General features: G+C 71.9%; 29 protein-coding genes and 1 riboswitch. Of the genes, 17 read left to right on the forward strand and 12 right to left on the reverse strand.

Features of this window, described 5'->3' with window-relative positions:
* Window positions 1–25: 25 nt before the first annotated feature.
* The 3 genes from dnaG to AB0368_RS24660 are packed head-to-tail and all read right to left on the reverse strand — an operon-like array spanning window position 26 to window position 3,493.
* Window positions 26–1,870, reverse strand: coding sequence for a DNA primase (dnaG, locus tag AB0368_RS24650; protein ID WP_366156308.1), 1,845 nt, complete (start codon window positions 1,868–1,870; stop codon window positions 26–28).
* 20 nt (window positions 1,871–1,890) lie between these two features.
* On the reverse strand, window positions 1,891–3,108 hold the full coding sequence (locus tag AB0368_RS24655; protein ID WP_366156309.1) for a deoxyguanosinetriphosphate triphosphohydrolase: 1,218 nt from the start codon (window positions 3,106–3,108) through the stop codon (window positions 1,891–1,893).
* A 31-nt stretch (window positions 3,109–3,139) separates the two neighbouring features.
* Window positions 3,140–3,493: a VOC family protein gene (locus AB0368_RS24660; protein WP_366156310.1), complete on the reverse strand. Its 354-nt coding sequence runs from the start codon at window positions 3,491–3,493 to the stop codon at window positions 3,140–3,142.
* Window positions 3,494–3,640: 147 nt separating this feature from the next.
* On the opposite strand from AB0368_RS24660, the gene AB0368_RS24665 reads away from it, so the two are divergent.
* The 5 genes from AB0368_RS24665 (at window position 3,641) to AB0368_RS24685 (ending at window position 6,693) form a co-directional block, all read left to right on the forward strand.
* Window positions 3,641–4,138: a DUF4388 domain-containing protein gene (locus AB0368_RS24665; RefSeq protein ID WP_366156311.1), complete on the forward strand. Its 498-nt coding sequence runs from the start codon at window positions 3,641–3,643 to the stop codon at window positions 4,136–4,138.
* 178 nt (window positions 4,139–4,316) lie between these two features.
* Window positions 4,317–4,697, forward strand: coding sequence for a hypothetical protein (locus tag AB0368_RS24670; RefSeq protein ID WP_366156312.1), 381 nt, complete (start codon window positions 4,317–4,319; stop codon window positions 4,695–4,697).
* Between the two features lie 25 nt (window positions 4,698–4,722).
* Complete coding sequence (locus AB0368_RS24675; RefSeq protein ID WP_366156313.1) at window positions 4,723–5,742, forward strand: DUF4388 domain-containing protein; 1,020 nt, start codon at window positions 4,723–4,725, stop codon at window positions 5,740–5,742.
* Window positions 5,743–5,794: 52 nt separating this feature from the next.
* Window positions 5,795–6,271, forward strand: a complete 477-nt coding sequence (locus AB0368_RS24680) for a roadblock/LC7 domain-containing protein (RefSeq protein ID WP_366156314.1) — start codon at window positions 5,795–5,797, stop codon at window positions 6,269–6,271.
* 50 nt (window positions 6,272–6,321) lie between these two features.
* Window positions 6,322–6,693 (forward strand): hypothetical protein, encoded by a 372-nt coding sequence (locus AB0368_RS24685; protein WP_366156315.1) that lies wholly within the window; start codon window positions 6,322–6,324, stop codon window positions 6,691–6,693.
* Window positions 6,694–6,750: 57 nt separating this feature from the next.
* On the opposite strand, the gene AB0368_RS24690 is transcribed toward AB0368_RS24685, so the two are convergent.
* From AB0368_RS24690 to AB0368_RS24715, 6 genes are read right to left on the reverse strand one after another with little or no spacing between them, the layout of a single operon-like run.
* Window positions 6,751–7,158: a transcriptional repressor gene (locus AB0368_RS24690; protein WP_366156316.1), complete on the reverse strand. Its 408-nt coding sequence runs from the start codon at window positions 7,156–7,158 to the stop codon at window positions 6,751–6,753.
* Window positions 7,155–7,472 carry a metalloregulator ArsR/SmtB family transcription factor gene (locus AB0368_RS24695; RefSeq protein WP_366156317.1) on the reverse strand — a complete coding sequence of 106 codons (318 nt, stop codon included), beginning with the start codon at window positions 7,470–7,472 and terminating at the stop codon, window positions 7,155–7,157. The genes AB0368_RS24690 and AB0368_RS24695 overlap by 4 nt, the downstream gene beginning before the upstream one ends.
* Entirely contained in the window at window positions 7,469–8,353 is an 885-nt protein-coding gene (locus AB0368_RS24700; RefSeq protein WP_366156318.1) for a metal ABC transporter permease, read from the reverse strand. Before AB0368_RS24700 ends, AB0368_RS24695 begins: the two co-directional genes overlap by 4 nt.
* A 2-nt stretch (window positions 8,354–8,355) precedes the next feature.
* A complete protein-coding gene (locus AB0368_RS24705) occupies window positions 8,356–9,135 on the reverse strand; it encodes a metal ABC transporter ATP-binding protein (protein ID WP_366156319.1) in 780 nt (259 codons plus the stop codon).
* Entirely contained in the window at window positions 9,132–10,061 is a 930-nt protein-coding gene (locus AB0368_RS24710) for a metal ABC transporter substrate-binding protein (protein ID WP_366156320.1), read from the reverse strand. The genes AB0368_RS24705 and AB0368_RS24710 overlap by 4 nt, the downstream gene beginning before the upstream one ends.
* Window positions 10,062–10,109: 48 nt before the next feature.
* On the reverse strand, window positions 10,110–10,370 hold the full coding sequence (locus AB0368_RS24715; protein WP_366156321.1) for a DUF6703 family protein: 261 nt from the start codon (window positions 10,368–10,370) through the stop codon (window positions 10,110–10,112).
* Between the two features lie 34 nt (window positions 10,371–10,404).
* Between AB0368_RS24715 and AB0368_RS24720 the strand changes: the two genes are divergently transcribed.
* The 3 genes from AB0368_RS24720 to AB0368_RS24730 all read left to right on the forward strand — a co-directional run bounded on the left by AB0368_RS24720 (window position 10,405) and on the right by AB0368_RS24730 (window position 12,696).
* Window positions 10,405–10,746, forward strand: a complete 342-nt coding sequence (locus AB0368_RS24720; protein WP_366156322.1) for an antibiotic biosynthesis monooxygenase — start codon at window positions 10,405–10,407, stop codon at window positions 10,744–10,746.
* Between the two features lie 17 nt (window positions 10,747–10,763).
* A complete protein-coding gene (locus AB0368_RS24725) occupies window positions 10,764–11,255 on the forward strand; it encodes a hypothetical protein (protein ID WP_366156323.1) in 492 nt (163 codons plus the stop codon).
* Between the two features lie 61 nt (window positions 11,256–11,316).
* A complete protein-coding gene (locus AB0368_RS24730) occupies window positions 11,317–12,696 on the forward strand; it encodes a glycine--tRNA ligase (protein ID WP_366156324.1) in 1,380 nt (459 codons plus the stop codon).
* On the opposite strand, the gene AB0368_RS24735 is transcribed toward AB0368_RS24730, so the two are convergent.
* Complete coding sequence (locus AB0368_RS24735) at window positions 12,693–13,175, reverse strand: XdhC family protein (protein ID WP_366156325.1); 483 nt, start codon at window positions 13,173–13,175, stop codon at window positions 12,693–12,695. The genes AB0368_RS24730 and AB0368_RS24735 overlap by 4 nt on opposite strands.
* Before the next feature lie 19 nt (window positions 13,176–13,194).
* Between AB0368_RS24735 and dusB the strand changes: the two genes are divergently transcribed.
* Both dusB and AB0368_RS24745 read left to right on the forward strand, forming a co-directional pair.
* Window positions 13,195–14,349 (forward strand): tRNA dihydrouridine synthase DusB, encoded by a 1,155-nt coding sequence (gene dusB / locus AB0368_RS24740; RefSeq protein ID WP_366156326.1) that lies wholly within the window; start codon window positions 13,195–13,197, stop codon window positions 14,347–14,349.
* 62 nt (window positions 14,350–14,411) lie between these two features.
* Window positions 14,412–15,017, forward strand: coding sequence for a hypothetical protein (locus AB0368_RS24745; RefSeq protein ID WP_366156415.1), 606 nt, complete (start codon window positions 14,412–14,414; stop codon window positions 15,015–15,017).
* Here the strand turns inward: AB0368_RS24745 and AB0368_RS24750 are convergent.
* Together AB0368_RS24750 and AB0368_RS24755 are read right to left on the reverse strand one after the other, a co-directional pair.
* Window positions 14,995–15,540, reverse strand: coding sequence for a DUF6328 family protein (locus AB0368_RS24750; protein ID WP_366156327.1), 546 nt, complete (start codon window positions 15,538–15,540; stop codon window positions 14,995–14,997). The genes AB0368_RS24745 and AB0368_RS24750 overlap by 23 nt on opposite strands.
* Before the next feature lie 53 nt (window positions 15,541–15,593).
* Window positions 15,594–16,409, reverse strand: a complete 816-nt coding sequence (locus tag AB0368_RS24755; protein ID WP_366156328.1) for an alpha/beta hydrolase — start codon at window positions 16,407–16,409, stop codon at window positions 15,594–15,596.
* Window positions 16,410–16,472: 63 nt separating this feature from the next.
* A riboswitch (TPP riboswitch) is annotated at window positions 16,473–16,579 on the forward strand.
* 67 nt (window positions 16,580–16,646) lie between these two features.
* Between AB0368_RS24755 and AB0368_RS24760 the strand changes: the two genes are divergently transcribed.
* The 7 genes from AB0368_RS24760 (at window position 16,647) to AB0368_RS24790 (ending at window position 21,358) form a co-directional block, all read left to right on the forward strand.
* Window positions 16,647–17,240 (forward strand): ECF transporter S component, encoded by a 594-nt coding sequence (locus AB0368_RS24760; protein WP_366156329.1) that lies wholly within the window; start codon window positions 16,647–16,649, stop codon window positions 17,238–17,240.
* Between the two features lies 1 nt (window position 17,241).
* Window positions 17,242–18,654 carry an ABC transporter ATP-binding protein gene (locus tag AB0368_RS24765; RefSeq protein ID WP_366156330.1) on the forward strand — a complete coding sequence of 471 codons (1,413 nt, stop codon included), beginning with the start codon at window positions 17,242–17,244 and terminating at the stop codon, window positions 18,652–18,654.
* Window positions 18,651–19,454 carry an energy-coupling factor transporter transmembrane component T gene (locus AB0368_RS24770; RefSeq protein WP_366156331.1) on the forward strand — a complete coding sequence of 268 codons (804 nt, stop codon included), beginning with the start codon at window positions 18,651–18,653 and terminating at the stop codon, window positions 19,452–19,454. The genes AB0368_RS24765 and AB0368_RS24770 overlap by 4 nt, the downstream gene beginning before the upstream one ends.
* A gap of 59 nt (window positions 19,455–19,513) precedes the next feature.
* Complete coding sequence (locus AB0368_RS24775) at window positions 19,514–19,723, forward strand: type II toxin-antitoxin system VapB family antitoxin (RefSeq protein WP_366156332.1); 210 nt, start codon at window positions 19,514–19,516, stop codon at window positions 19,721–19,723.
* A complete protein-coding gene (locus tag AB0368_RS24780) occupies window positions 19,720–20,145 on the forward strand; it encodes a PIN domain nuclease (RefSeq protein ID WP_366156333.1) in 426 nt (141 codons plus the stop codon). Before AB0368_RS24775 ends, AB0368_RS24780 begins: the two co-directional genes overlap by 4 nt.
* Window positions 20,146–20,390: 245 nt before the next feature.
* Complete coding sequence (locus AB0368_RS24785; protein ID WP_366156334.1) at window positions 20,391–20,687, forward strand: MTH1187 family thiamine-binding protein; 297 nt, start codon at window positions 20,391–20,393, stop codon at window positions 20,685–20,687.
* A gap of 11 nt (window positions 20,688–20,698) precedes the next feature.
* Entirely contained in the window at window positions 20,699–21,358 is a 660-nt protein-coding gene (locus AB0368_RS24790) for a haloacid dehalogenase-like hydrolase (RefSeq protein ID WP_366156335.1), read from the forward strand.
* Window positions 21,359–21,370: the final 12 nt, after the last annotated feature.

The following is a 21,370-nucleotide window of genomic DNA, read 5'->3' on the forward strand; positions in this document are numbered from 1 at the left end:
GCGCGGACGCGCCGGCCGAACGGTCTCACAACGCACCCGCCGCCTGGTCCCGGAGGGCCCGCGCGTGCTGTTCGAGCGAGAACAATTCCCCCGCCAGCGCCAGGTACTCGTCCTTGTGTGCCACCGGGTTGAGGCGCTGCACCTTCGACTTCAGGTCCTTGATGCGGGTGGTCACCGACCCCACCTGGAGCCGGGCCAGGGTGGTCTGGACGTACCGGAGGTCGGCCTCGCCGTCCACGTGCAGCGGCTCGACCGCGAGCTCGCCGACCAGGGCCTTGCCGCCGAGGTCCGCGCACGCGTCGCGGACCGCTTCGATCCAGACGGCGCCGCCGGTGACCGAGGCGGTGCCGCCCGCCGCCGCGATCGCGGCACGGATGTCGCGCAGGACCGGGTCGCCGTACGAGTCGGCCTCGATGGCGTCGAACATGGGTCCGGCCAGCACCGGCTCCTGCAGGGCGAGCTTCAGCGTCTCGCGCTCGACCTGGCGCTGGGGGCTGTCGGCGGCCCGGCGCCGGGAGACCACGGGGGCGTCGGGCGACATGGCGGCCGCCACGGCCCGCTGCACCGGTTCCAGGTCCATGCCGAGGTCGCCGGCGAGCTTGCGGGCGTACTCGGGACGCTTCTCCCGGTCCTTGATCTTGGCCACCAGGGGTGCCGCCTTGCGCATGGCCTCGACGCGGCCCTCGACGGTGTCCAGGTCGAAGCGGGAGAGGGTGTGCCGCAGCGCGAAGTCCACCAGCGGCTCGCGTCCCGCGATCATGTCGCGGACGGCCAGGTCGCCCTTGGCGAGGCGCAGCTCGCAGGGGTCCATGTTGTCCGGGCTGACCGCGATGAAGGTACGCCCGACGAACCGCTGATCCTCCTCGAACGCCCGCAGGGCCGCCTTCTGCCCGGCCGCGTCGCCGTCGAACGTGTAGATGATCTCGCCGGTGAAGCTGTCGCTGTCCATGAGGAGCCGGCGGAGCACGCCGATGTGGTCGACGCCGAACGCCGTGCCGCAGGTCGCCACCGCGGTCGGCTCCCCCGCCTCGTGGCAGGCCATCACGTCGGTGTACCCCTCGACGATGACCGCGCGGCCGCGCTTGGCGATCTCCCGCTTGGCGTGGTCGATGCCGTACAGGACGTGGCTCTTCTTGTAGAGGGGGGATTCGGGGGTGTTGAGGTACTTCGGGCCGTCGTCGTCGTCGAACAGCTTGCGCGCGCCGAAGCCGATGACGTCGCCGCTCAGGTCGCGGATGGGCCAGAGCAGGCGGCGGCGGAAGCGGTCGATGAGCGAGCCGGACCGGGCCGGTTTGGCGAGGCCGCCGGTCGTCAATTCCTCGGCGGTGAAGCCTTTCTGGCGCAGGTGCTTGGTGAGCAGGTCCCAGCCCTCGGGTGCGTAGCCGCAGCCGTACTTGTCGGCGGCGTCGCGGCCGAAGCCGCGCTGGGCGAGGAACTCGCGGGCCTTGCGGGCGCCGGCCCTGCCGAGCTGGTCGCGGTAGAAGTCCGCGGCGGCGGCGTGCGCGGCGATCAGGCGCTGCTTCTGGCCGGGCTGCTGCCGGGGCGTGCCGGGCCGCTCGTCGGAGGTGTCGTAGCGCAGCTGGATGCCGGCCCGGCCGGCGAGGCGCTCGAGCGACTCGACGAAGGTGAGGTGCTCGGCGTCCATGAGGAACTTGATCGCATCGCCGCCAGCGCCACAACCGTGGCAAAAGTAGACATTGCGGGCGGGCGACACGGTGAAGGACGGGGTCTTTTCGTCATGGAACGGGCACAGTCCCTTGAGGTTGCCGCCGCCCGCCGAGCGCAGCGTCACCGTCTCGCTGATCACGTCCTCGATCGAGGTCCGGTCGCGGACCAGCGCGATGTCTTCGTCCCTGACCCTGCCCGCCACCGCTCCATACTGCCCTGGCCTCAGCCGGGGCGGCGCAGGAGGGTCCGATGCCACGCAACGGCCGCCGGATCGGTCAGCGAGGCGACCTGGTCGACCACCACGCGCAGGCGGGCGGCGTCGTCTCCGGCCGCCTTCCACTCCGCCGCGAACATGGGGTCGAGGTGGTCGGGGGCCCGGTCGCAGAGGAGCTCGACGAGGGAGGTCAGGATCTCGCGCTGCTGCTCGTACCAGTCCTCCGCGGCGCGGGCGCGCATCACATAACGCAGGGCCATGCCCTTGAGCAGGGCGCATTGGTTGCGCACCGTACGCGGGACGGTGAGGTCGGCCTCGTAGCGGCGGACCTGGCCGTACCCGTGCCTGCTGTTGGTGGCCCCGACCGCCGAGGAGACGAAGCGGCCGGTGAGCACGCTGGTCATGCGCTTGAGCGCGACCTGGGCGCTGTAGGTGCCGTCGTAGTCGACCGCCGAGGTCACCACTTCGTCGGCGAGCAGCAGGTCGAGGGCCTCGCCGAGGGCGTCCGCGCTCTCGTCGGAGTACGCCGCCGCCACGTCGGCGCACAGGGCGGCGCGTTCCCCGGCGTCGTCGAGCAGCGGGCGCAGCGACAGGTAACCGCCGTGGATCCCGTCCTCGACATCGTGCACCGAGTAGGCGACGTCGTCCGCCCAGTCCATGACCTGGGCCTCGAGGCAGCGGCGGTCGCCGTCGGGGGCGGTGGCACGGATCCACGTGAAGACCGGCACGTCGTCGGGGTAGACGCCGAACTTGCGCGTGCCGGGACGGCGCGGCCAGGGGTACTTGCAGCTGGCGTCGAGGGAGGCCCGGGTGAGGTTGAGACCGGCGCCCTCCACCTTGGCCTCCAGGCGGGTGAGGACGCGCAGCGTCTGGGCGTTGCCCTCGAAGCCGCCGCAGGGCCGGGCCACCACTTCCAGGGCCGCCTCGCCGTTGTGCCCGAACGGCGGGTGGCCGATGTCGTGCGCCAGCCCGGCGACGTCCACGACGTCCGGGTCACAGCCGAGCCGGGCGCCCATCTCCCGGGAGATCTGGGCGACCTCGAGGGAGTGCGTCAGACGCGTACGCAGGAAGTCGTCGGACCCGGCCGTATGCACCTGCGTCTTGGCCGCCAGCCGGCGGAAGCCCGCGGAGTGCAGCACCCGGGCCCGGTCCCGTTCGAACTGCGTACGGCCGTACCCGCTGTCCTTGGCGGGTTCGCTCACCCATCGCTCCGCGTCCCGGCTCATGGATCAACCCTAGGCCGGACGGGTACGCGGACTAGCCCCGTTTCGAGGCCAGCACGCAGAACTCGTTGCCCTCCGGATCGGCGAGCACGACCCAGCTGACCTCGTGCTGGCCGATGTCGACCGGGCGGGCGCCCATGTCGACCAGCCGCTCGACCTCCGCCTCCTGGTCGTCGGGGCGCAGGTCGATGTGGAGCCGGTTCTTCACCGTCTTGGCCTCCGGCACGGGGGTGAAGAGCAGGCCGGGCAGCGAGTCCGGGGTACGCCGGATCTCTATCTCGTCGGGCTCCTCGTGCACGATCACGTAGCCCAGCGCCTCCGCCCACCAGCGCGCCAGCCGCGCCGGGTCCTCGGCGTCGACCACGACCTGCTCCCAGGTGCTCGGCATAGGGCAACCTCCATGAGACGCCATCGAAAGTGGCGATCATGTTACGCGCAGGCGGCCGTCCCGGCGCGGCAGCGATGAACAACGCACTCGTCGTGCGTCATCCCCCGGCCCGCGGCGCCCGACACTGGCGATGAGGAGGAGGGTCACATGATTTCCCTGAGCCGCCGTCTCACCGCGCTGGCCGAGGCCGGGCGCACCGGGGCCCTGCACATCGCCGGTACGCCGGGCGGCATCGTCTATCTCGTCGCCGGCCGGATCACCCACGCCGAGTCGCCCGGCTGCCCCGGCATCGGCGAGCGGCTCGTCGGCTGCGGCCGGCTGTCGGCGGCGCAGTGGCAGGCGGCGTACGAGGCCGGCCACGGCTCCCGGCAGGTCGGCCACATCCTGCTGCGCGACGGTCATCTCGGCCACCACGAGCTCGCCAGCCGGGTAGTGGCAACCATCACTGCGGCCACCCACGCGCTGTTGCTGGGCGACGACGCGCCGATGTGTTTCGTCTCGGGCGAGCGGCACTGGTTCGGCACCGTCGCGCACGCCGACCTGGGCAATCTCGGGCCCGAGACCGCCCGGCGCCTGCTGGCCCGGCCGGCCCCGCACGGCCCTCGATGGGTTCGGTGCCGGCGGCCGGCTCCGGTGCCCGGATGACCATCGATATCCATGACGCACACGGGGTGCGACCCGAGATCGCAGCGTGCCCGCAGGATGGCCCATTGTGACGGCGGGGCCGACGGAATCCCGCCCGAACGGCATCAGGGGAAACACCCGAAACCGTCGGCGGCGGGAACCAGCCCCCGGCGGGAGCATCACTCGGCTGAGGAGAGATGTGCCCGGGGTCGAGAACTGTCTGCAGGAGGCCATGGCGATTCCTGGCGCGATCGGCGCCAGCATCGTCGACTACACCACCGGCTTCCCGGTCGCCACGACCGGAGCCGCACCCAACGAGGACCACGAGGCCGCGGCGGCCGGCACCGCCGACGTCGTGCAGGCCGCGCAGAGCAGGTCGCTCTTCGTCTCGGCCGTACCGCACGACCTCCTCGAGGACCTCATCATCACGACCGCGGGGGGCTACCACCTGCTGCGGCTCGTCCAGACCGACTTCGACAGCCGGCTGGTGCTCTACGTGTGGCTGGACCGGCTCCGCGGCAACCTCGCCGTGGCGCGTCGGCGCATGCAGACCCTCGCCGACGAGTTGACCGCGACGTAACACCGCCCACATGTGAGGAGCCCAGGTGAAGCAGCCGAAGTCCGCGGCGCCCGGCCGCCTGCTCACGCAGGTCGCGGGCGGGCGGAGGACCGGCGCCCTGATCGTCGGCGGCCCGCCCGGCGGCACCGTCTACGTCGTCGACGGCCAGGTGACGTACGCCGAGTCGGCGGCCGCACCGGGCGTCGGCGAGCTGCTGACCGCCTCCGGCCGGCTCGCGCCGCGCACCTGGCAGGCCGCGCTGGACGCGGGCAGTTCACAGGCGACGGTCGGGCGGCTGTTGCTCGATCAGGGGCACATCACCCAGGGAGAACTGGAGTTGTGTGTGCTCGGCGCCACGTACGACGCGGCGTACTTCGCGCTGTCGCCGGCGACGGCACAGGTGGACTTCCTCGACGGCGCGACGCACTGGCTCGGCCCGGTGGTCCGGGTGGACGCGGCCGCGATCACCCGCGAGTCCCGGCGGCGGGCGCGGCTGCTCGACGAGATCTTCCCGTACCCGCAGCTCGACACCGAGGTGGTCGTCCCGGCCACCCGGCCGCCGCGGGAACGGATCACGATGACGGCCGCGCAGTGGGAGTTGCTGGTGCACTCGGACGGCCAGCGCACCCCGGCGGACCTGGCCCAGCTGCTCGGCCGGGCCGGCTACGCCACCATCCAGGAGCTGCGCCGGCTGGCGGCGGCCGGGCTGCTCGAGCTGCCGGCGCCCAGGGAGCCGGCCGGCCGGCCGACCTTCGTCCGCCTTCCCCGCGCGAGGGGCACGGCCGTAGACATCCACCGGCCCGCCGTTCCCGGTACGGACGGACCGACCGTACCCATCGTCACGGGCGCCCGGCCGGGTCTCGCCTCGGGTGACCCTCCCCCGCAGCAGCGCCGTCCCGACCCGGCCACGGCGAACGGCACCGCCTACCGCCAGCCCCGCCTGGCCCGGCGAAAACCCGGCGCCAAGCTCCCCAAGGAGGTCGCCGCCGAACCGGCGCCGCCTCCTGCCAGCACCGACGAAGTCCTGCTGAAGCGGATCCGTACCGCGCTGAGAGCCCTGCGGTGACGCGCGCCCCGCCCGCCCGGCAGCGGCCGACACCAGGAAGGAGCAACCGCGGATGACGGTGGATCCGGCGGTACTGACGGAACTCGGCCATCTCCGGAGCAGGCTGCCCGAGCTGTCCGGCAGTGTCCTCGCCACCACCGACGGCATGGTGGTCGCGCACGACGCCCATGGCATCGAACCCGACAGCCTCGCCGCCCTCGCCGCTGCCCACCTCGCCCTCGCCCGGCGCTTCGCGCACGCCGTCAACCACGGCGACCTGCGGGAGTCGGTCGTGGAATGCGAGGGCGGATACATCACCTCGTACACCGCGGGCCCGAACTGCCTGCTCACGCTGGTCACGTCCGGGAACGCGAACCTGGCCATGGTTCATCTCGAGGCCCGTCGCGCCGTACGCAGGCTCGTCAGGATCCTGGTCCTCGAGGTGCCGGCCGCTGCCCGGCCGGAGATCCCGGCGCAGGCGGGCCCGTCCACGCCGCTCGCCCGGCGGACCCCGATGGCGACGCTGCAGAGCAGCATGCGTGGCCTCTGACCCACCCCGAAACACCCCTACCCACCAGCACGAATACGGAGGAACACCCCATGCCTGACATGGATACCGCACTCAAAGAGGTCATGGACATCGACGGCGCCATCGGCGTCGCCCTCGTGGACCACACGAGCGGCATGGCCCTGGGCACCGCCGGTGGCGGCAAGGACCTCGACCTGACGGTCGCCGCGGCCGGCAACACCGACGTGGTCCGGGCCAAGCTCCGGGCGATGGAGATGCTCAACCTCACCGAGAAGATCGAGGACATCCTCATCACCCTGGACACCCAGTACCACATGATCCGGCCGCTCACGAGCCGCTCGGGCAAGGGCCTTTTCCTGTACGTAGCCCTGCGCCGCGACCGCTCCAACCTGGCGATGGCGCGCCACCAGCTGAAGCGCATCGAGAACGACCTCGACGTCTGAGCACCGTGACCGGCGCGGTGGGGAGGGTGCCTGGCGCCTTCCCCGCCCGCTCACGCCTCAGGTGCGCTTGGCCGCGCAGCCGGGGCACGTACCGAAGATCTCCATGGTGTGGGAGACCTCGATGAAGCCGTGCTTGCCGGCGACCCGCTCCGCCCACGTCTCCACCGCCGGACCCTCCACCTCGACCGTGCGCCCGCAGCTTCGGCAGACGAGATGGTGGTGGTGACCCTGGCTGCAGCGGCGGTAGAGGTGCTCCCCGCCGGGCGGGCGCATCACGTCGATCTCGCCGGCGTCGGCGAGGCCCTGCAGCGTGCGGTAGACGGTGGTCAGGCCGACCCGCTCGCCGCGTTCCCGCAGGATCGCGTGCAGGTCCTGGGCGCTGTGGAAGCCCTCGCAGTCGGCCAGGAGGTCACGGACCGCCGTGCGCTGCCGCGTGTTGCGGACGATGGTTCCCTCGTCGGTCATCGAACCTCCCTCGCGTGGCTGACGGCGTCGGCGACGATGTGGGCGACGTGCTCGTCCACGAGTGAGTATGCGATCTCGCGTCCACTGCGGGCACCCCGCACCACCCCCGCGCCACGCAGCACCCGCAGATGCTGGGACACCAGCGGCTGGGGCGCGCCCAGCTTCTCGACCAGCTCGTGCACGCAGCGCTCGCCGCCGCCCAGCTCGGCGACGATCGCCACCCGGATCGGCGCGGACAGGGCGCGCAGCAGCTCGGCCGCCGCCTCGTACCCCTCGTAGCCGGCCGTCTCTTCGGGCACGGCGTCGGCACTCAATGCGAGACCTCCGACAGCACTACGTCCGGGGGTTCGGCGTGGTCGGCGGGCCGGTCGGCGCCGATGCGGCCGCGCAGGGTCCGCCAGGTCGCCGCGCCCACGGCCAGCGCCAGGAATGCGGCGATCGCCAGGATGACGATGGTCGCCCCGGGCGCGGTGTCGGCCTCCCCGGCCACCCAGACCCCGGCCGCCGCGGCGATCACTCCGATGGCCATCGCCGTCGTCATCGTCGCCCGGAAGCCGCGGGTGACCTGCTGGGCCCCCGCCACCGGCACCACCATCAGGGCGCTGACCAGCAGCAGGCCGACGGTGCGCATGGCGATCGTGACGGTCACGGCCGTGGTCACGGCCATCAGCAGATTGAGGGTACGGACGGGAAGGCCGGAGACCCGCGCATGTTCCTCGTCGTTGCAGACGGCGAACAGGGCCGGCCGCAGCCCCAGCATCGCGACGAGCACGGCGGCGCCGAGGATCGCGATGATCGTCAGGTCCTGCGGGGACGTGGTGAGCAGCGAGCCGAACAGATACTGCATCAGGTTGGCGTTGCCGCTGCCCTTCGACAGTCCGACCAGCACCACACCGCCCGCGATGCCGCCGTAGAAGAGCAACGCCAGAGCAAGATCCCCGGATGTACGCCCACGCTCGCGCACCAGCTCCACGACGATCGCGCCCAGCACCGACACCACGACGGCGGTGATCACAGGGGAGCGTTGCAGCAGCAGCCCGACGCCGACGCCGGTCAGCGCGACGTGCCCGATCCCGTCGCCGATCAGCGACAGCCGGCGCTGCACCAGGTAGATGCCGAGCGCCGGGGCGGTCAGCCCGATGATCAGCGCACCCACTAATGCGCGGAGCATGAAGTCTTGCAGCAGAAGGTCCATGGCTAGTTCGCCGGCATCCGATCCGTGGGGGCCACGCAGATCCGGGTCTGTTCCGGTTCGGCGTGCGGGTGGACGTGGTCGTGGCCCGGCTCGGCGTGGTGCCCGGCCGGTTGCGGAACCCCGCCCTCGTACGCGACCCGCCCGTGGTGCACGACGACGGCCTTGTCGATGAGCGGCTCCAGCGGGCCGAGCTCGTGCGCCACCAGCAGGATCGTGCCGCCGCGCTCGGCGAAGCGGCCCAGCGCGGCCGCGAACGCGTCCTGGCTCGCCGCGTCGACGCCGGCCGTCGGCTCGTCCAGCACCAGCAGGTCGGGGCGGCCGGCCAGGGCGCGGGCGATCAGGGTGCGCTGCTGCTGGCCGCCGGAGAGGGTGGCCACCGGGTCGGCGATCCGCTCCAGCAGCCCGACGTCGTCCAGCGCGGCCCGGACCGCGGCCCGGTCGGCGGCGCCGGAGGGCCGGAAGATGCCGCGCCGGGCGAGCCGCCCCGACGCCACCACCTCGCCGACGGTGGCCGGCACGCCACTCCCGGCGCCCATCCGCTGCGGGACGTAGCCGATCCGGGCCCATTGGCGGAAGCGGCGCTGCGGCGTACCGAAAAGGTCGATCTCGCCGGCCGCCAGCGGGACCAGGCCGAGGATCGTGCGGATCAGGGTCGACTTGCCGGAGCCGTTCGCACCCAGGATCGCGACCACCTGCCCGGCGCCGACCTCGAGCGTGACGTCGCGCAGGACCGTGCGGCCCCCGTACGCGACAGCGGCGTGCCGCACCGCGACGGCGCTCACGCGGCACACCCGAGGGCGGCGGTGAGGGCGGTCAGGTTGGCGCGCATGACCGAAAAGTAGTCCGCGTCCGGCCCACTCACACCTTCGAGCGGATCCAGCACCGCCGTCCGGGCGCCGACCGCCCCCGCGATGGTGTCGGCCACCTTGGGGCTGACCAGTGTCTCGAAGAAGATCGTGGTGGTGCCGGTGGCCCTCGCCTGCTCGGCGACCCGCGTGAGGCGTCGCGGGGAGGGCTCGGCCTCCGGGGAGATGCCGGTGATGCCGACCTCGGTGAGGTCGTACCGGTCGGCGAGGTAGTGGAACGCGGCGTGGCTGGTCACGATCTCGCGGCGCTGGCAGGTCCGGAGCGCGGTTGCGTACTCGCCGTCGAGCTTTTCCAGGTCGTCGTGCAGCGTCCGGGCCCGCTCCGCGTAGCCGGTCGCGTGCGCCGGGTCGACCTGGGCCAGCCGTTCGGCGAGCTTGTCCGCGATGGTCGCGTAGCGCACCGGGTCGAGCCAGACGTGCGGGTCGGTGCCGCCGGCCGCCTCGGCGTGCTCCTCCTCGCCGGGCTCGTCCTCGTGCTCCTCGGCGGCGAGCAGCTCGACCACTGAGCCGGCGTCGAACGCCCGGTCCTTCGCCTCCTGCCTGACCGCCTCGTCGACGGCCGGCTGGAAGCCCTCGAGGAAGACGACCAGCCCGGCGTCGTTGATCCGGGCGACCTGCCGGGGATTGAGCTCGACGTCGTGCGGCTCCGCGCCCGGCTTGGTCAGCTGGGTGACTCGGACGGCGTCGCCGCCGATCCGCTCGGCCAGGAACTGCAGGGGATAGAACGCGGTCACCACCTGGAGCCGGCCGTCGCTGAAGCCGCTCGCCTTGTCGGCGCAGGCGCTCGCCGCGCCGAGCACGAGTGCGGCGGCGGTGAAGGCGAGGACGCGGCGGATCGGCATGGCATCAACAATGCTCGGTATTGGTAATGATTGTCAAAAGCGCATGTCTCAGAGCGCCTTGGCGACCGCCGCCGCGAAGAGCAGGCCCAGCAGGATCACCCGTACGGTGCGCAGCGCCGGCGACTGCACCGGCCACGTCGTGAACGTGAGCGCCACCAGGGCCACACCCAGCCCGACCAGCAGCGCGGCCCCGACGATCCCGGGCAGGAACAGGCCGGCCAGGAAGATCGCGAGGGCGACGACGAACGCGATCGTCGGGTTCAGGCCGGCCAGCCTGCGCTGCAGGTTCTCGGACGGGGACGGGGTCACGTCGGTCTCCTGGGGGTGTGCGTACGCTCACGTCATGCTGGTGCTCAACCGCTTCGTCGTCCCGCCGGACACGCAGGACTCGTTCGTCGAACGGGCGCACGCCGCCCTCGCCGCCCTGGCGGCGAGCACCGGATACACCTCCGGGCGGCTCACCCGCGCACTGGACGACCCCGCCTACTGGACCCTCGTCACCGAATGGGAGTCCGTCGGAGCCTACCGCCGCGCGCTCGGCGGTTTCGACGTCAAGGTCCACGCCACCCCGCTGCTGTCCGAGTCGCTCGACGAGCCGTCCGCGTTCGAGACCCTCGCCACCGCGGAACCTGGCGCCGAGGTCGTCGCGCACGGCAGCGACCGGGCCGCGGAACCGTGGCGCTGAGCCGTACGCTTGATCCCATGACCACCACCCCGGCTCCGCCGCCGCCGCAGGGTCCGGGCGTGGTCCCGCCGTTCCCCGCGCCGCCCGTCGAGGGTCGCGGCCGCCGCGTCGGCCTCGGCGTGGGGCTCGGTGCCGGGGTGCTCGTGCTGGTCCTCGGCGGTGGCCTGGCAGCGGCCATCGGTCTGTTCACGGTCGCCTCCGACGCGCTCAACGAGCAGGCGGACGTCGTCGTGAGCGATTACCTCGACGCGGTGCGTGACCGGCGGTACGCGGACGCCTACGAGATGCTCTGCCAGCAGACCAAGGACGACCAGACCGAGGCCGAGTTCACCAGCAAGGTGTCCGACGACGAGCCGATCGCCTCGTACGACGTCGGCGACCTCGAGACGATCCAGCTCTCCGCGCCCGTGGACGTCACGTACGCCGACGGTTCGACCGGCCGGCTCGAGGCGTACCTGCAGCAGAACCGCCGGACGGGCCGTTTCGAGGTGTGCAGTATCGAGGAGTAATCTCCTCATTCTGTCCGAAGCCCTTTTATCCCCGCCGACAACCAGCCGGCGTAGGAGGAACATGCCCGTCGACCGTATCGACGCCGTCGTCAGCCTGGCCAAACGCCGCGGCTTCGTCTTCCCCTCCAGCGAGATCTACGGAGGCACGCGCTCGGCCTGGGACTACGGTCCGCTGGGCGTGGAGCTGAAGGAGAACGTCCGCCGGCAGTGGTGGCGCACCATGGTGCAGCAGCGCGACGACATCGTCGGCCTCGACTCCGCCGTCATTCTGTCCCGCGACGTGTGGGCCGCATCGGGTCACCTCGAGGCGTTCGTCGACCCGCTGACCGAGTGCCAGTCGTGCCACAAGCGGTTCCGCGCCGACCACCTCGAGGAGGCGTGGGAGGCGAAGCACGGCTCCGCGCCGGCGTCGCTGAGCGAGCTCAACTGCCCCAACTGCGGCAACAAGGGCACGTTCACCGAGCCCAAGATGTTCAACGGGCTGATGAAGACCTACCTCGGCCCCACCGAGAGCGCCGAGGGCCTGCACTACCTGCGCCCCGAGACGGCCCAGGGCATCTTCGTCAACTACAACAACGTGGCGACCGCCGCGCGCAAGAAGCCGCCGTTCGGCATCGCGCAGGTCGGCAAGTCGTTCCGCAACGAGATCACCCCGGGCAACTTCATCTTCCGTACGCGCGAGTTCGAGCAGATGGAGATGGAGTTCTTCGTCGAGCCCGGCGAGGACGAGAAGTGGCACGAGTACTGGCTCGAGCAGCGCTGGAACTGGTACCGCGACCTCGGCCTCGCGGAGAACAACCTGCGCTTCTTCGAGCACCCGAAGGAGAAGCTCTCCCACTACTCGAAGCGCACGGTCGACATCGAGTACAGGTTCCGCTTCGGCGGCACCGAGTTCGCCGAGCTCGAGGGCATCGCCAACCGCACCGACTTCGACCTCTCGACCCACTCCAAGCACTCCGGCGTGGACCTGTCGTACTTCGACCAGGAGAAGCAGGAGCGCTGGGTCCCGTACGTCATCGAGCCGGCGGCCGGCCTGACCCGCGCGGTGCTGGCCTTCCTGCTCGAGGCGTACGACGAGGACGAGGCGCCCAACACCAAGGGCGGCGTCGACAAGCGGACGGTCATGCGCTTCGACCCCCGCCTCGCCCCGATCAAGGTCGCGGTGCTGCCGCTCTCGCGCAACCCGGAGCTGTCGCCCAAGGCCCGCGGCCTGGCCGACCTGCTCCGCAAGCGCTGGACCGTGGAGTTCGACGACTCCCAGGCGATCGGCCGCCGCTACCGCCGCCAGGACGAGATCGGCACGCCGTTCTGCGTCACGGTCGACTTCGACACCCTCACCGACGACGCGGTGACGGTCCGGGACCGCGACACGATGAAGCAGGAGCGGGTCGCCCTCGACCAGATCGAGGACTACCTGATCAAGCGCTTGCCAGGCTGCTAGAAGGCGAAACCGCCCGGTCGGCCGTTGCGGTCGGCGATGAGGCCCGCCAAGGTCGCGACGGCGATCTCGGCGGGCGTCCTGCTGCCGATGTTGAGGCCGATCGGGCGGTGCACCCGGGCGATCTCCTCGTCCGGCACGCCCAGCTCCCTGAGGGCGGCGAGGTGCGGGCCCTCCCGGTTCGGGTTGCCCACGATGCCGATCCACCGGGCGTTCGTGGCCAGCGCCTCTTTGAGGACGACACCGATCTCCGGGCGGTGGTGTTCGGTCAGCACGATGTCCGTGTGCTCGGTCACCTCCGCGGCCGAGAGATCGCCGACGAAGGCGTCCCCGTGCGGCCGCGGCAGGCCCTGCGAGCGGGTCGAATCAGGCTCGACGAGCGTGCACCGGAACCCCACCTCGATCCCGAGCCGCACCAACGCCTCGCCGACCGGCGACTCGAACACGGCAACCAGGTGCCGGGGACTCTGCACGGATTCCACGCCTAGAAAGTACTGTGCCATGCTCGACCCTGTGACTCTCGCGCTCTCCGTCAAGCCCCTCACGCTGGGAAAGCACCAGGTGTGGCCGCCCGTCGTGCTCGCGCCGATGGCCGGCATCACCAACGTCGCGTTCCGCCGGCTCTGCCGCGAGCAGGGCGGCGGCGTCTACGTCTGCGAGATGATCACCACCCGGGCCCTGGTCGAGCGGATCCCCAAGACGCTGAAGATGATCCAGTTCGCTCCGGACGAAGACTTCCGCAGCCTCCAGCTCTACGGCGTCGACCCGGACGTCACCGCCGCGGCCGTGCGGATGGTCGCCGAGGAGAACCTCGCGGATCACATCGACCTCAACTTCGGCTGCCCGGTGCCCAAGGTCACCCGCCGCGGCGGCGGCAGCGCCCTGCCGTGGCGCCGCAAGCTCTTCGGCCGCATCGTCTCCCAGGCGGTGGCGGCGGCCGCGCCGGCCGGCGTGCCGGTCACGGTGAAGATGCGCAAGGGAATCGACGACGACCACCTGACGTACGTCGAGGCGGGACTCATCGCCCAGGAGGCCGGCGTCGCGGCGGTCGCGCTGCACGCCCGTACGGCTGAGCAGCGTTACTCGGGCACGGCCGACTGGGATGCGATCGCGACCCTGAAGCAGGCCCTGGACGTTCCCGTGCTGGGCAACGGCGACATCTGGGAAGCCGCCGACGCGATGCGGATGGTCGCACACACCGGCGTCGACGGCGTCGTCGTGGGCCGCGGCTGCCTGGGCCGGCCCTGGCTCTTCAAGGACCTCCAGGCGGCGTTCACCGGCGTCGAGTCGCAGGAGCTGCCCACCCTCGGCGAGGTCGCGGCGATCATGTCCCGGCACGCCCACCTCCTGGTGGAGGCGCTGGAGGACGAGAAGCACGGCTGCGCCGACTTCCGCAAGCACGTGGCCTGGTACCTCAAGGGCTTCCCCGTCGGCGGCGACCTGCGCCGCTCGCTCGCGATGATCTCCTCCCTCGCCCAGCTCGACGACCTGCTCGGCCGCCTCGACACGGACGTGCCCTTCCCGCGGGAATCGCTCGGCCAGCCGCGCGGCCGGATCAACGCCCCGGGCAAGGTCTCCCTCCCGTACGGGTGGCTCGACAGCCGTGACGACGACACCGTCCCCGAAGGCGCCGAGATGGAGAACAGCGGAGGCTAGGTTCCGCCCGTTCCGGCGAGCGCAGAAATCGCGACGGCCGTGGGATCCTGTCGCGCGTGAAGATGTACGCCGACCGGCTGCCCACCGCCGTACGCCAGCTACTCACCGATGTTCTCGTGGTGATCTGGGTCTACGCCTGGATCCGGGCCGGGATGTGGGTGCACGACACGGTCGAGAAGCTCGGCGTGCCGGGGCGCAAGCTCGAGGAGGCCGGCACCGGCATCGCCGGTAATCTCCACGACATCGGCGGCCGGGTCAAGCGCGTGCCGCTCGTGGGCGACGAGCTGACGTCGCCGTTCTCGAGCGCGGCCGATGCGGCGAACAATCTCGCCGAGGCGGGCCGGCAGCAGCAGGAGATCGTCGGTGATCTGGCGTTGACCCTGGCCCTGCTGATCGTCGCGGCGCCACTGGCGCTGGTGCTCTTCGTCTGGCTGCCGCTGCGGCTGCGCTGGATGCGCCGCGCCGGGGTTGCGGCCCGGGTACGCGACGAACCGGCCGGCCGGGACCTGCTCGCGTTGCGGGCGCTGGCGTCCCGCCCCCTCGACCAGTTGACGAAGCTCGGGCCGGACATCGCGCAGTCGTGGCGCAACGGCGACGCCGCCGCGGTCGACGCGCTCGCCGCGCTGGAGCTGAAAGACCTGGGTCTCAGGCCCGCGAAGGCACGTTAGGCTCGGCCGCCTCCTCGGCGAAGTCCTCGTCCTCCTCCTCGGCGTCCTCGTCCAGCCAGTTGCGCCGGGCGAACGGGATGGCCGCCCAGAACGTCACGAAGTACGCGCCGGTCACCACGGTGAGGATCACGGCCACCCAGAAGTTCAGCAGGTAGTCGGTGATCAGCAAGACGCTGCTGACCATGGAGATCAGCATGAACGCGAGGCCGCCCGTCGCCATCCGGTGCGCGTAGCGGACCAGCTCCGGCTTCCGGCCCTGGCGGAACAGAGCGCGGTGGAACGCCACCGGCGAAATGATCATCGCGGTCGCAAAGGCGGCGGAGATGAGGGCGACGAGGTACGTGTCCTTCTGGAACTGCGTCACCTTCGGGAAGCCGTTGCTGAAGGGCAGGGTGAGCAGGAAGGCGAAGAGGATCTGCACGCCGGTCTGCGCGACGCGAAGCTCCTGGAGCAGGTCCGCGAAGTTGCGGTCCCAGCGCTGCTTCTCCGTCTCGTTCTTCATCCGGCGCTTCTCGGCAGCCATCCGGTGGTCTCCTCCCCGTTGCCTGCGCGCCGCATTCCCGTAACGGGATTGCGTCAAACGCCGATGCGCGCCAGGGTCACGTCGGCAAGCGCCTGCGGCGCCTCCTCCGGCACCCAGTGCCCGATGCCCCGGAGCGTGACCAGGCGGTAGTCGGCCCCGATCCAGGTCTCGGTCGCCCGCGCGGCCGATCTGCCGACGACCGGGTCGCCGTCGCTCCACACGTACGTCGTGGGCACGGTGATCTTGCCGACGTCCGCGAGCTGGCCGCGGGACAGCGCCCGGTACCAGTTCAGGGCTCCGGTGAGGCGGCCCGGTTCGGCCATCGCCCGGGCGTACAGGGCGGCGCGGGGCCCGATCGCGCGCATCATCTGCCGCAGGACGGCGCCGTCGCGGGCGAGCAGCAACCGCTCGGCGAACGGGGCCCGGAAGATCCCCATGTACGCGAACCGCAGCTTCTGGGACGGCTGGTTGCTCAGCGCCACGGCGATCGCGCGCGGGTGCGGGACGGAGATTGCGGTGAGCGTACGGACCCGCTCCGGGTGCCGGGCGGCGAGCAGCCACGCCACCTGCGCACCCCAGTCGTGGCCGACGACGTGCGCCCGGTCCACGCCGAGCGCGTCCAGCACCGCCACGGCGTCCGCTTCCGCCTCCGCCAGCCGGTAATCGGCGACCGGGGCCGGGCGCGCCCCCGGCGAGTAGCCGCGCTGGTCCAGCGCGTACGTCCGCAGCCCCGCCGCGTGCAGCCGCGGCACGATCAGGTCGAACTCGCGGTGGTCCTGCGGAAAGCCGTGCAGCAGGAGCACCGGGGCGCCGTCCTCCGGCCCGCCCGCGACCACGTCGAAGGTGAGCCCGCGCGCCTTGATCTCCATGTGACGCCTCCCCAGCTGTTCGGTACACCCGTACGGTGTTAGCGTCATCGAAACACATGCCACGTCATCCGACAGGGGAGCGCACAGCGCTGAGAGTGCGGCGTAACAACCGCAGACCCTCGAACCTGATCTGGGTAATGCCAGCGCAGGGAGCTCGGTCTTCTCCAGCCGCGCCACGTCCGGGCCAGCCCCGGTTCGCGGCGTGCGTCTCCTCCCGGTCCTCTGGGAGGGATACACATGAAGGGTCACACCAGCCCGTACCGCTGGCGCACGATCGACATCGTGATCGCCTCGATCATCGCCGTCGCGTTCGGCGTCGTCTTCTGGGCCTGGAACATCGTCTGGGGCGCCACCGAAGGGGCGTTCAGCTTCTTCCCGCCGGCCCACACCCTGCTGTACGGCATCTGGCTGATGCCCGCCGTGCTCGCCGGGTTGATCATCCGCAAGCCGGGCGCCTCGCTCTACACCGAGACGGTCGCCGCGATCATCTCGGCGCTGCTGGGCGCGCAGTGGGGCGCGATGGTCATCCCGCAGGGCCTGGTCCAGGGCCTCGGTGCGGAGCTCGCCTTCGCGCTGCTGCTCTACCGCTCGTGGAAGCTGCCGGCCGCCCTGCTCGCCGGGGCCCTCACCGGCCTCAGCGCCGCCCTGTTCGACTTCTTCGCCTGGAACGCCGCCTACGACCTGTGGGACTACCGGATCCCGTACGCGCTGCTCACGGTCGTCAGCAGCACGATCGTCGCGGGCGCGGGCAGCTGGGCGCTGACCCGGGCGCTGGCCCCGACGGGCGTCCTCGACCGGTTCGCCGCGGGCCGGGACCGGGCGCTGGTCTGACATGGCCGAGGTCGTCCTGCGGGACTTCGGCTGGCGCCACGCGGGGCGCCGGTCGTGGGCGGTCCGCGGCGTCGACCTGCACATCCGGCACGGCGAGCGGGTGCTCCTGCTCGGCCCGTCAGGTGCGGGCAAGAGCACCCTGCTGGCCGCGCTCGCGGGGCTGCTGCCGGAGGACTCGGGCGAGTCCGAGGGCACGGTCGAGATCGACGGGCTGGACCCGCGCAAGAGCCGCGAGGGCCATCACCAGCCAGGCTTGCTGTTCCAGGACCCGCAGACCCAGCTGGTGATGGCCCGCAGCGGCGACGACGTGGCGTTCGGCCTCGAGAACCGGGGCGTGCCGGCGGGCGAGATCTGGCCCCGGGTCAGCGACGCCCTCGACCGGGTCGGGTTCCCGTACCCGATCACCCGCCGGACCGACGCCCTCTCCGGCGGCGAGCAGCAACGCCTGGCCCTGGCCGGAGTCCTGGCCCTGCGCCCCGGCCTGCTGCTGCTCGACGAACCGACCGCCAACCTCGACCCGGCCGGCGGCGACCTCGTGCGGGAGGCGATCGCCCGGGTCCACGACCGCGACACCACGCTCTTCCTCGTGGAGCACCGGGTCGAGCAGGCGCTGCCCCTGGTGGACCGGGTCGTGGTGCTCGCGCCGGGCGGCGGCATCGCCGCCGACGGCGCCCCCGAGGTGGTCTTCGCCGGTCACGGCCCGACGCTGGCCGAGCAGGGGGTCTGGGTGCCGGGCTATCCGCTGCCCCGGCATCCGGCCGTGACGGCACCGGCAGATCCCCTGGTACGCGCGGAGGCGGTCGCCGTGCACCGCCGCCTGCCCCGGATCGACGTCGAGGCACGCGCGGGCGAGGCGCTCGCGGTGACCGGTCCGAACGGCGCCGGCAAGTCGACCCTGGCCCTCGTGCTCGGCGGCCTGCTCGCCCCCACGTCGGGCCGGGTGACCGCGTTCGGCGATCCCCGGCCGCCGCACCGCTGGCGCGCGGCGACACTGACCCAGCGGATCGGATCGGTCTTCCAGAACCCGGAACACCAGTTCGTCACGTCCCGCGTCGCCGACGAGCTCGCCCTGGGCCCGCGCCGCCTGGGCCGCCCCGCCGCCGAGATCCGGGCCACGGTCGACGACCTGCTGGCCCGGCTGCGGCTGACGGCGCTCGCGGAAGCCAACCCGTACACGCTCTCCGGAGGTGAGGCCCGCCGCCTCAGCGTGGCGACGGCCCTGGCCACCGCGCCCCGCCTGCTCGTCCTGGACGAGCCGACCTTCGGCCAGGACCGCCGCACCTGGATCGACCTGGTGGCCCTGCTGGCGCGCCTGCGCGACGAGGGACACGGCGTCGTGGCGGTCACCCATGACGACGCCTTCGTGACCGCGGTCGCGGGGCGCATCCACGACCTGGCGCCGGGGCGCCGATGACCCTCGCCCTCGAGCCGGTCGCCGACCCGGCGGCGCCGCTGGCCCGGCGCAACCCGGTGGCGAAGCTGGGGGCGGCGCTGCTGTTCTCGCTGCCGCTGATCGCCACCCTCGACCCCCTGACACCCGCCCTCGGCCTCGCGGTGGAGCTGGCCCTCCTGCCGTTCTTCGGCGTCCGCTACCGCGTCCTGGCCCGGCGGGCCTGGCCGCTCACCCTCGCCGCCGGCGGCATCCTGGTCACGATGGTGCTGTTCGCCGCCGACCGCACCGGCGCCCTGCTCATGTCCCTGGGCCCGTTCGCCATCACCACCGGCGTCGTGTCAGGCGCGCTGGGCCTGGTGCTGAGAGTCTTCGCGGTGGCGCTGCCGGGCATCATCGTTTTCGCCACCACCGACCCGACCGACCTGGCCGACGCGCTGGTGCAGAACTCCAAGGCACCGGCCCGGTTCGCGATCGGCGCGCTGGCGGCCTTCCGCCTGATCCCGCTGCTCACCGAGGAATGGCAGATGCTCACCCTGGCCCGCCGGGCCCGCGGCATCGACGCGGGACGCAACCCCGTGGCGGGGCTACGGCTCTTCGCGTCGACGACATTCGCCCTGCTGGTGGGCGCGCTGCGCCGCGGCGGCCGGCTGGCGACGGCGATGGACGCGCGAGGCTTCGACTCCAGGGTGCCCCGGACGTACGCCCGACGTCAGCGCTTCGGGGCAGCGGACACGGCCCTGCTGGTGGGTGCGGCTCTGCTGTCCGGGGCGGCGCTGACGATCAGCATCCTCACCGGCTTCTTCAACCCGATCCTGGGCTGAGCCGGCCGCCAGCAGGGCCCGTATATACTATCCTTCGGTTCGGATATACGGGAGGCGTCGTGACGAAGAGCCTTATCGACCTGGATGACGAGGCCCTCGCGGAGGCCGCGAGCCTCTACGGCACGACAACGAAGAAGGACACGGTCAACACCGCCCTCCGGGAGGCGGCCCTTCGGTCCAAACGGCTTCAGGCGCTGGAGCGACTCGCCGAGTCGGGCCGGGCCGGCGATTTCGATGAACTCCTCGACAAGCGGACCTACCGCAAGTGAGCCGTGCGAGGTATCTCGTCGACACGAGCGCCTTCGTCCGCATCGCCCGCAACAAGGATCTCCAGGCGGTCTGGCGCGAGGAACTGGCGAGCGGGCTCGTTGCCGCATGCTCGATCACCGAGCTGGAGCTGCTCTTCAGCGCCCGGTCAAAGGCGCATCGCGAAGACCTCAAGGCCGTCCTGTGGACGCTCTGCGCATGGGTCGTCATGCCGGATCAGGTGTTCGAACGGGCCTCCGAAGTGCAGGCGGCGCTGACTGAGGCCGGCGCTCACCGGTCGGCTGGACCCGTCGATCTGCTCGTAGCGGCGGCGGCCGAGGTCCATCGGCTCGCGCTGATTCACTACGACGCGGACTTCGATCAGATCGCCGCGGTGACCGGGCAGCGGATGTACTGGGTCGCGGACCCCGGCAGCATCGACTGAGCCGTTCAGCGCAGGTCTCAGTGCGCGGAGGCGGCGGCCCCGTCGCCGAGCAGCCCGGCCCCGCGCAGGAAGCCGCGGCGGGATACGTCGGCGGGTGAGAACTCGCTGCCCGGCACCTCCGCGTCGAGGGCCGGGGTGACGCCTCGTGGTCGTGGTGATGATGATCGTGGTCGTGACCCATGGCCGCCAAATCTCGCGGGCCGCCCGCTGGACGGACACGCGGCGGCCGGTGCGACGATGGCGGCATGCTGGTTGCCTTCTCCGTCACGCCGCTCGGGGTGTCCGAGTCCGTCGGTGATCTCGTCGCCGAGGCCGTCCGGGTGGTGCGGGCCTCGGGCCTGCCGAACCGTACCGATGCCATGTTCACCACGATCGAGGGCGAGTGGGACGAGGTCATGGCCGTCGTCAAGCAGGCCGTGGACGTGGTCGCCGCGCAGGCGCCGCGGGTCAGCGTCACGCTCAAGGCCGACGTTCGCCCCGGCGTCACCGGCGCGCTGGACGCCAAGGTCGAGCACGTCGAACGGCGGCTGGCCGAGCGGTGAGGCGGCTGGTCATGTGGGACATCGACTACACCCTGCTGCGGGGTGGCGGTGTCGCCGCGAGCGCCTGGAAGGCCGCGTTCACCGAGGTCACCGGGGTGGCCTGGCGGGCCACGCCGAGCTTCGGGGGGCGTACGGACCTGGACATCTGCGCCGAGGTCTTCGCCGTGCACGGGGTGACCGACTGCACGCCCGAGCGGTTCTTCGCCCGGTACGTCGAGCAGGTGCACGCGTCGCGGCACCTCTTCGCCGAGCAGGGGGCGCTGCTGCCCGGCGTCCGGGCCGTGCTCGACGAGCTGAGCACCCGCGACGACGTCGTGCAGACCCTGGTCACCGGCAACGTGCCGCAGGTCGCGGCCGCCAAGATCGCGGCCTTCGACCTGGCCGGGGTCTTCGACGCGGAGATCGGTGGCTACGGCACCGACGACAGCGTACGGGCGACGCTGGTACGCCGGTGCCTGCAGCGCGCGGAGGCGAAGTACGGCGAGACGTTCCAGCCCGTCGTCATCGGCGACACGGCCAACGACGTGTCAGCGGCGCTGGCCAACGACGCATTGGCGGTCGGGGTGGCGACCGGCGGGACGAGCATGGCGGAGCTGGTGCTCGCCGGCGCCCACGCCGTGCTGGCGGATCTGTCCGACGTGGACGCCGCCGTGGCCGTCATCACCACCTGATCTCACTGAGCC

It is taken from the genome of Actinoplanes sp. NPDC051475 (assembly GCF_040689425.1).
Classification (GTDB): Bacteria; Actinomycetota; Actinomycetes; order Mycobacteriales; family Micromonosporaceae; genus Actinoplanes.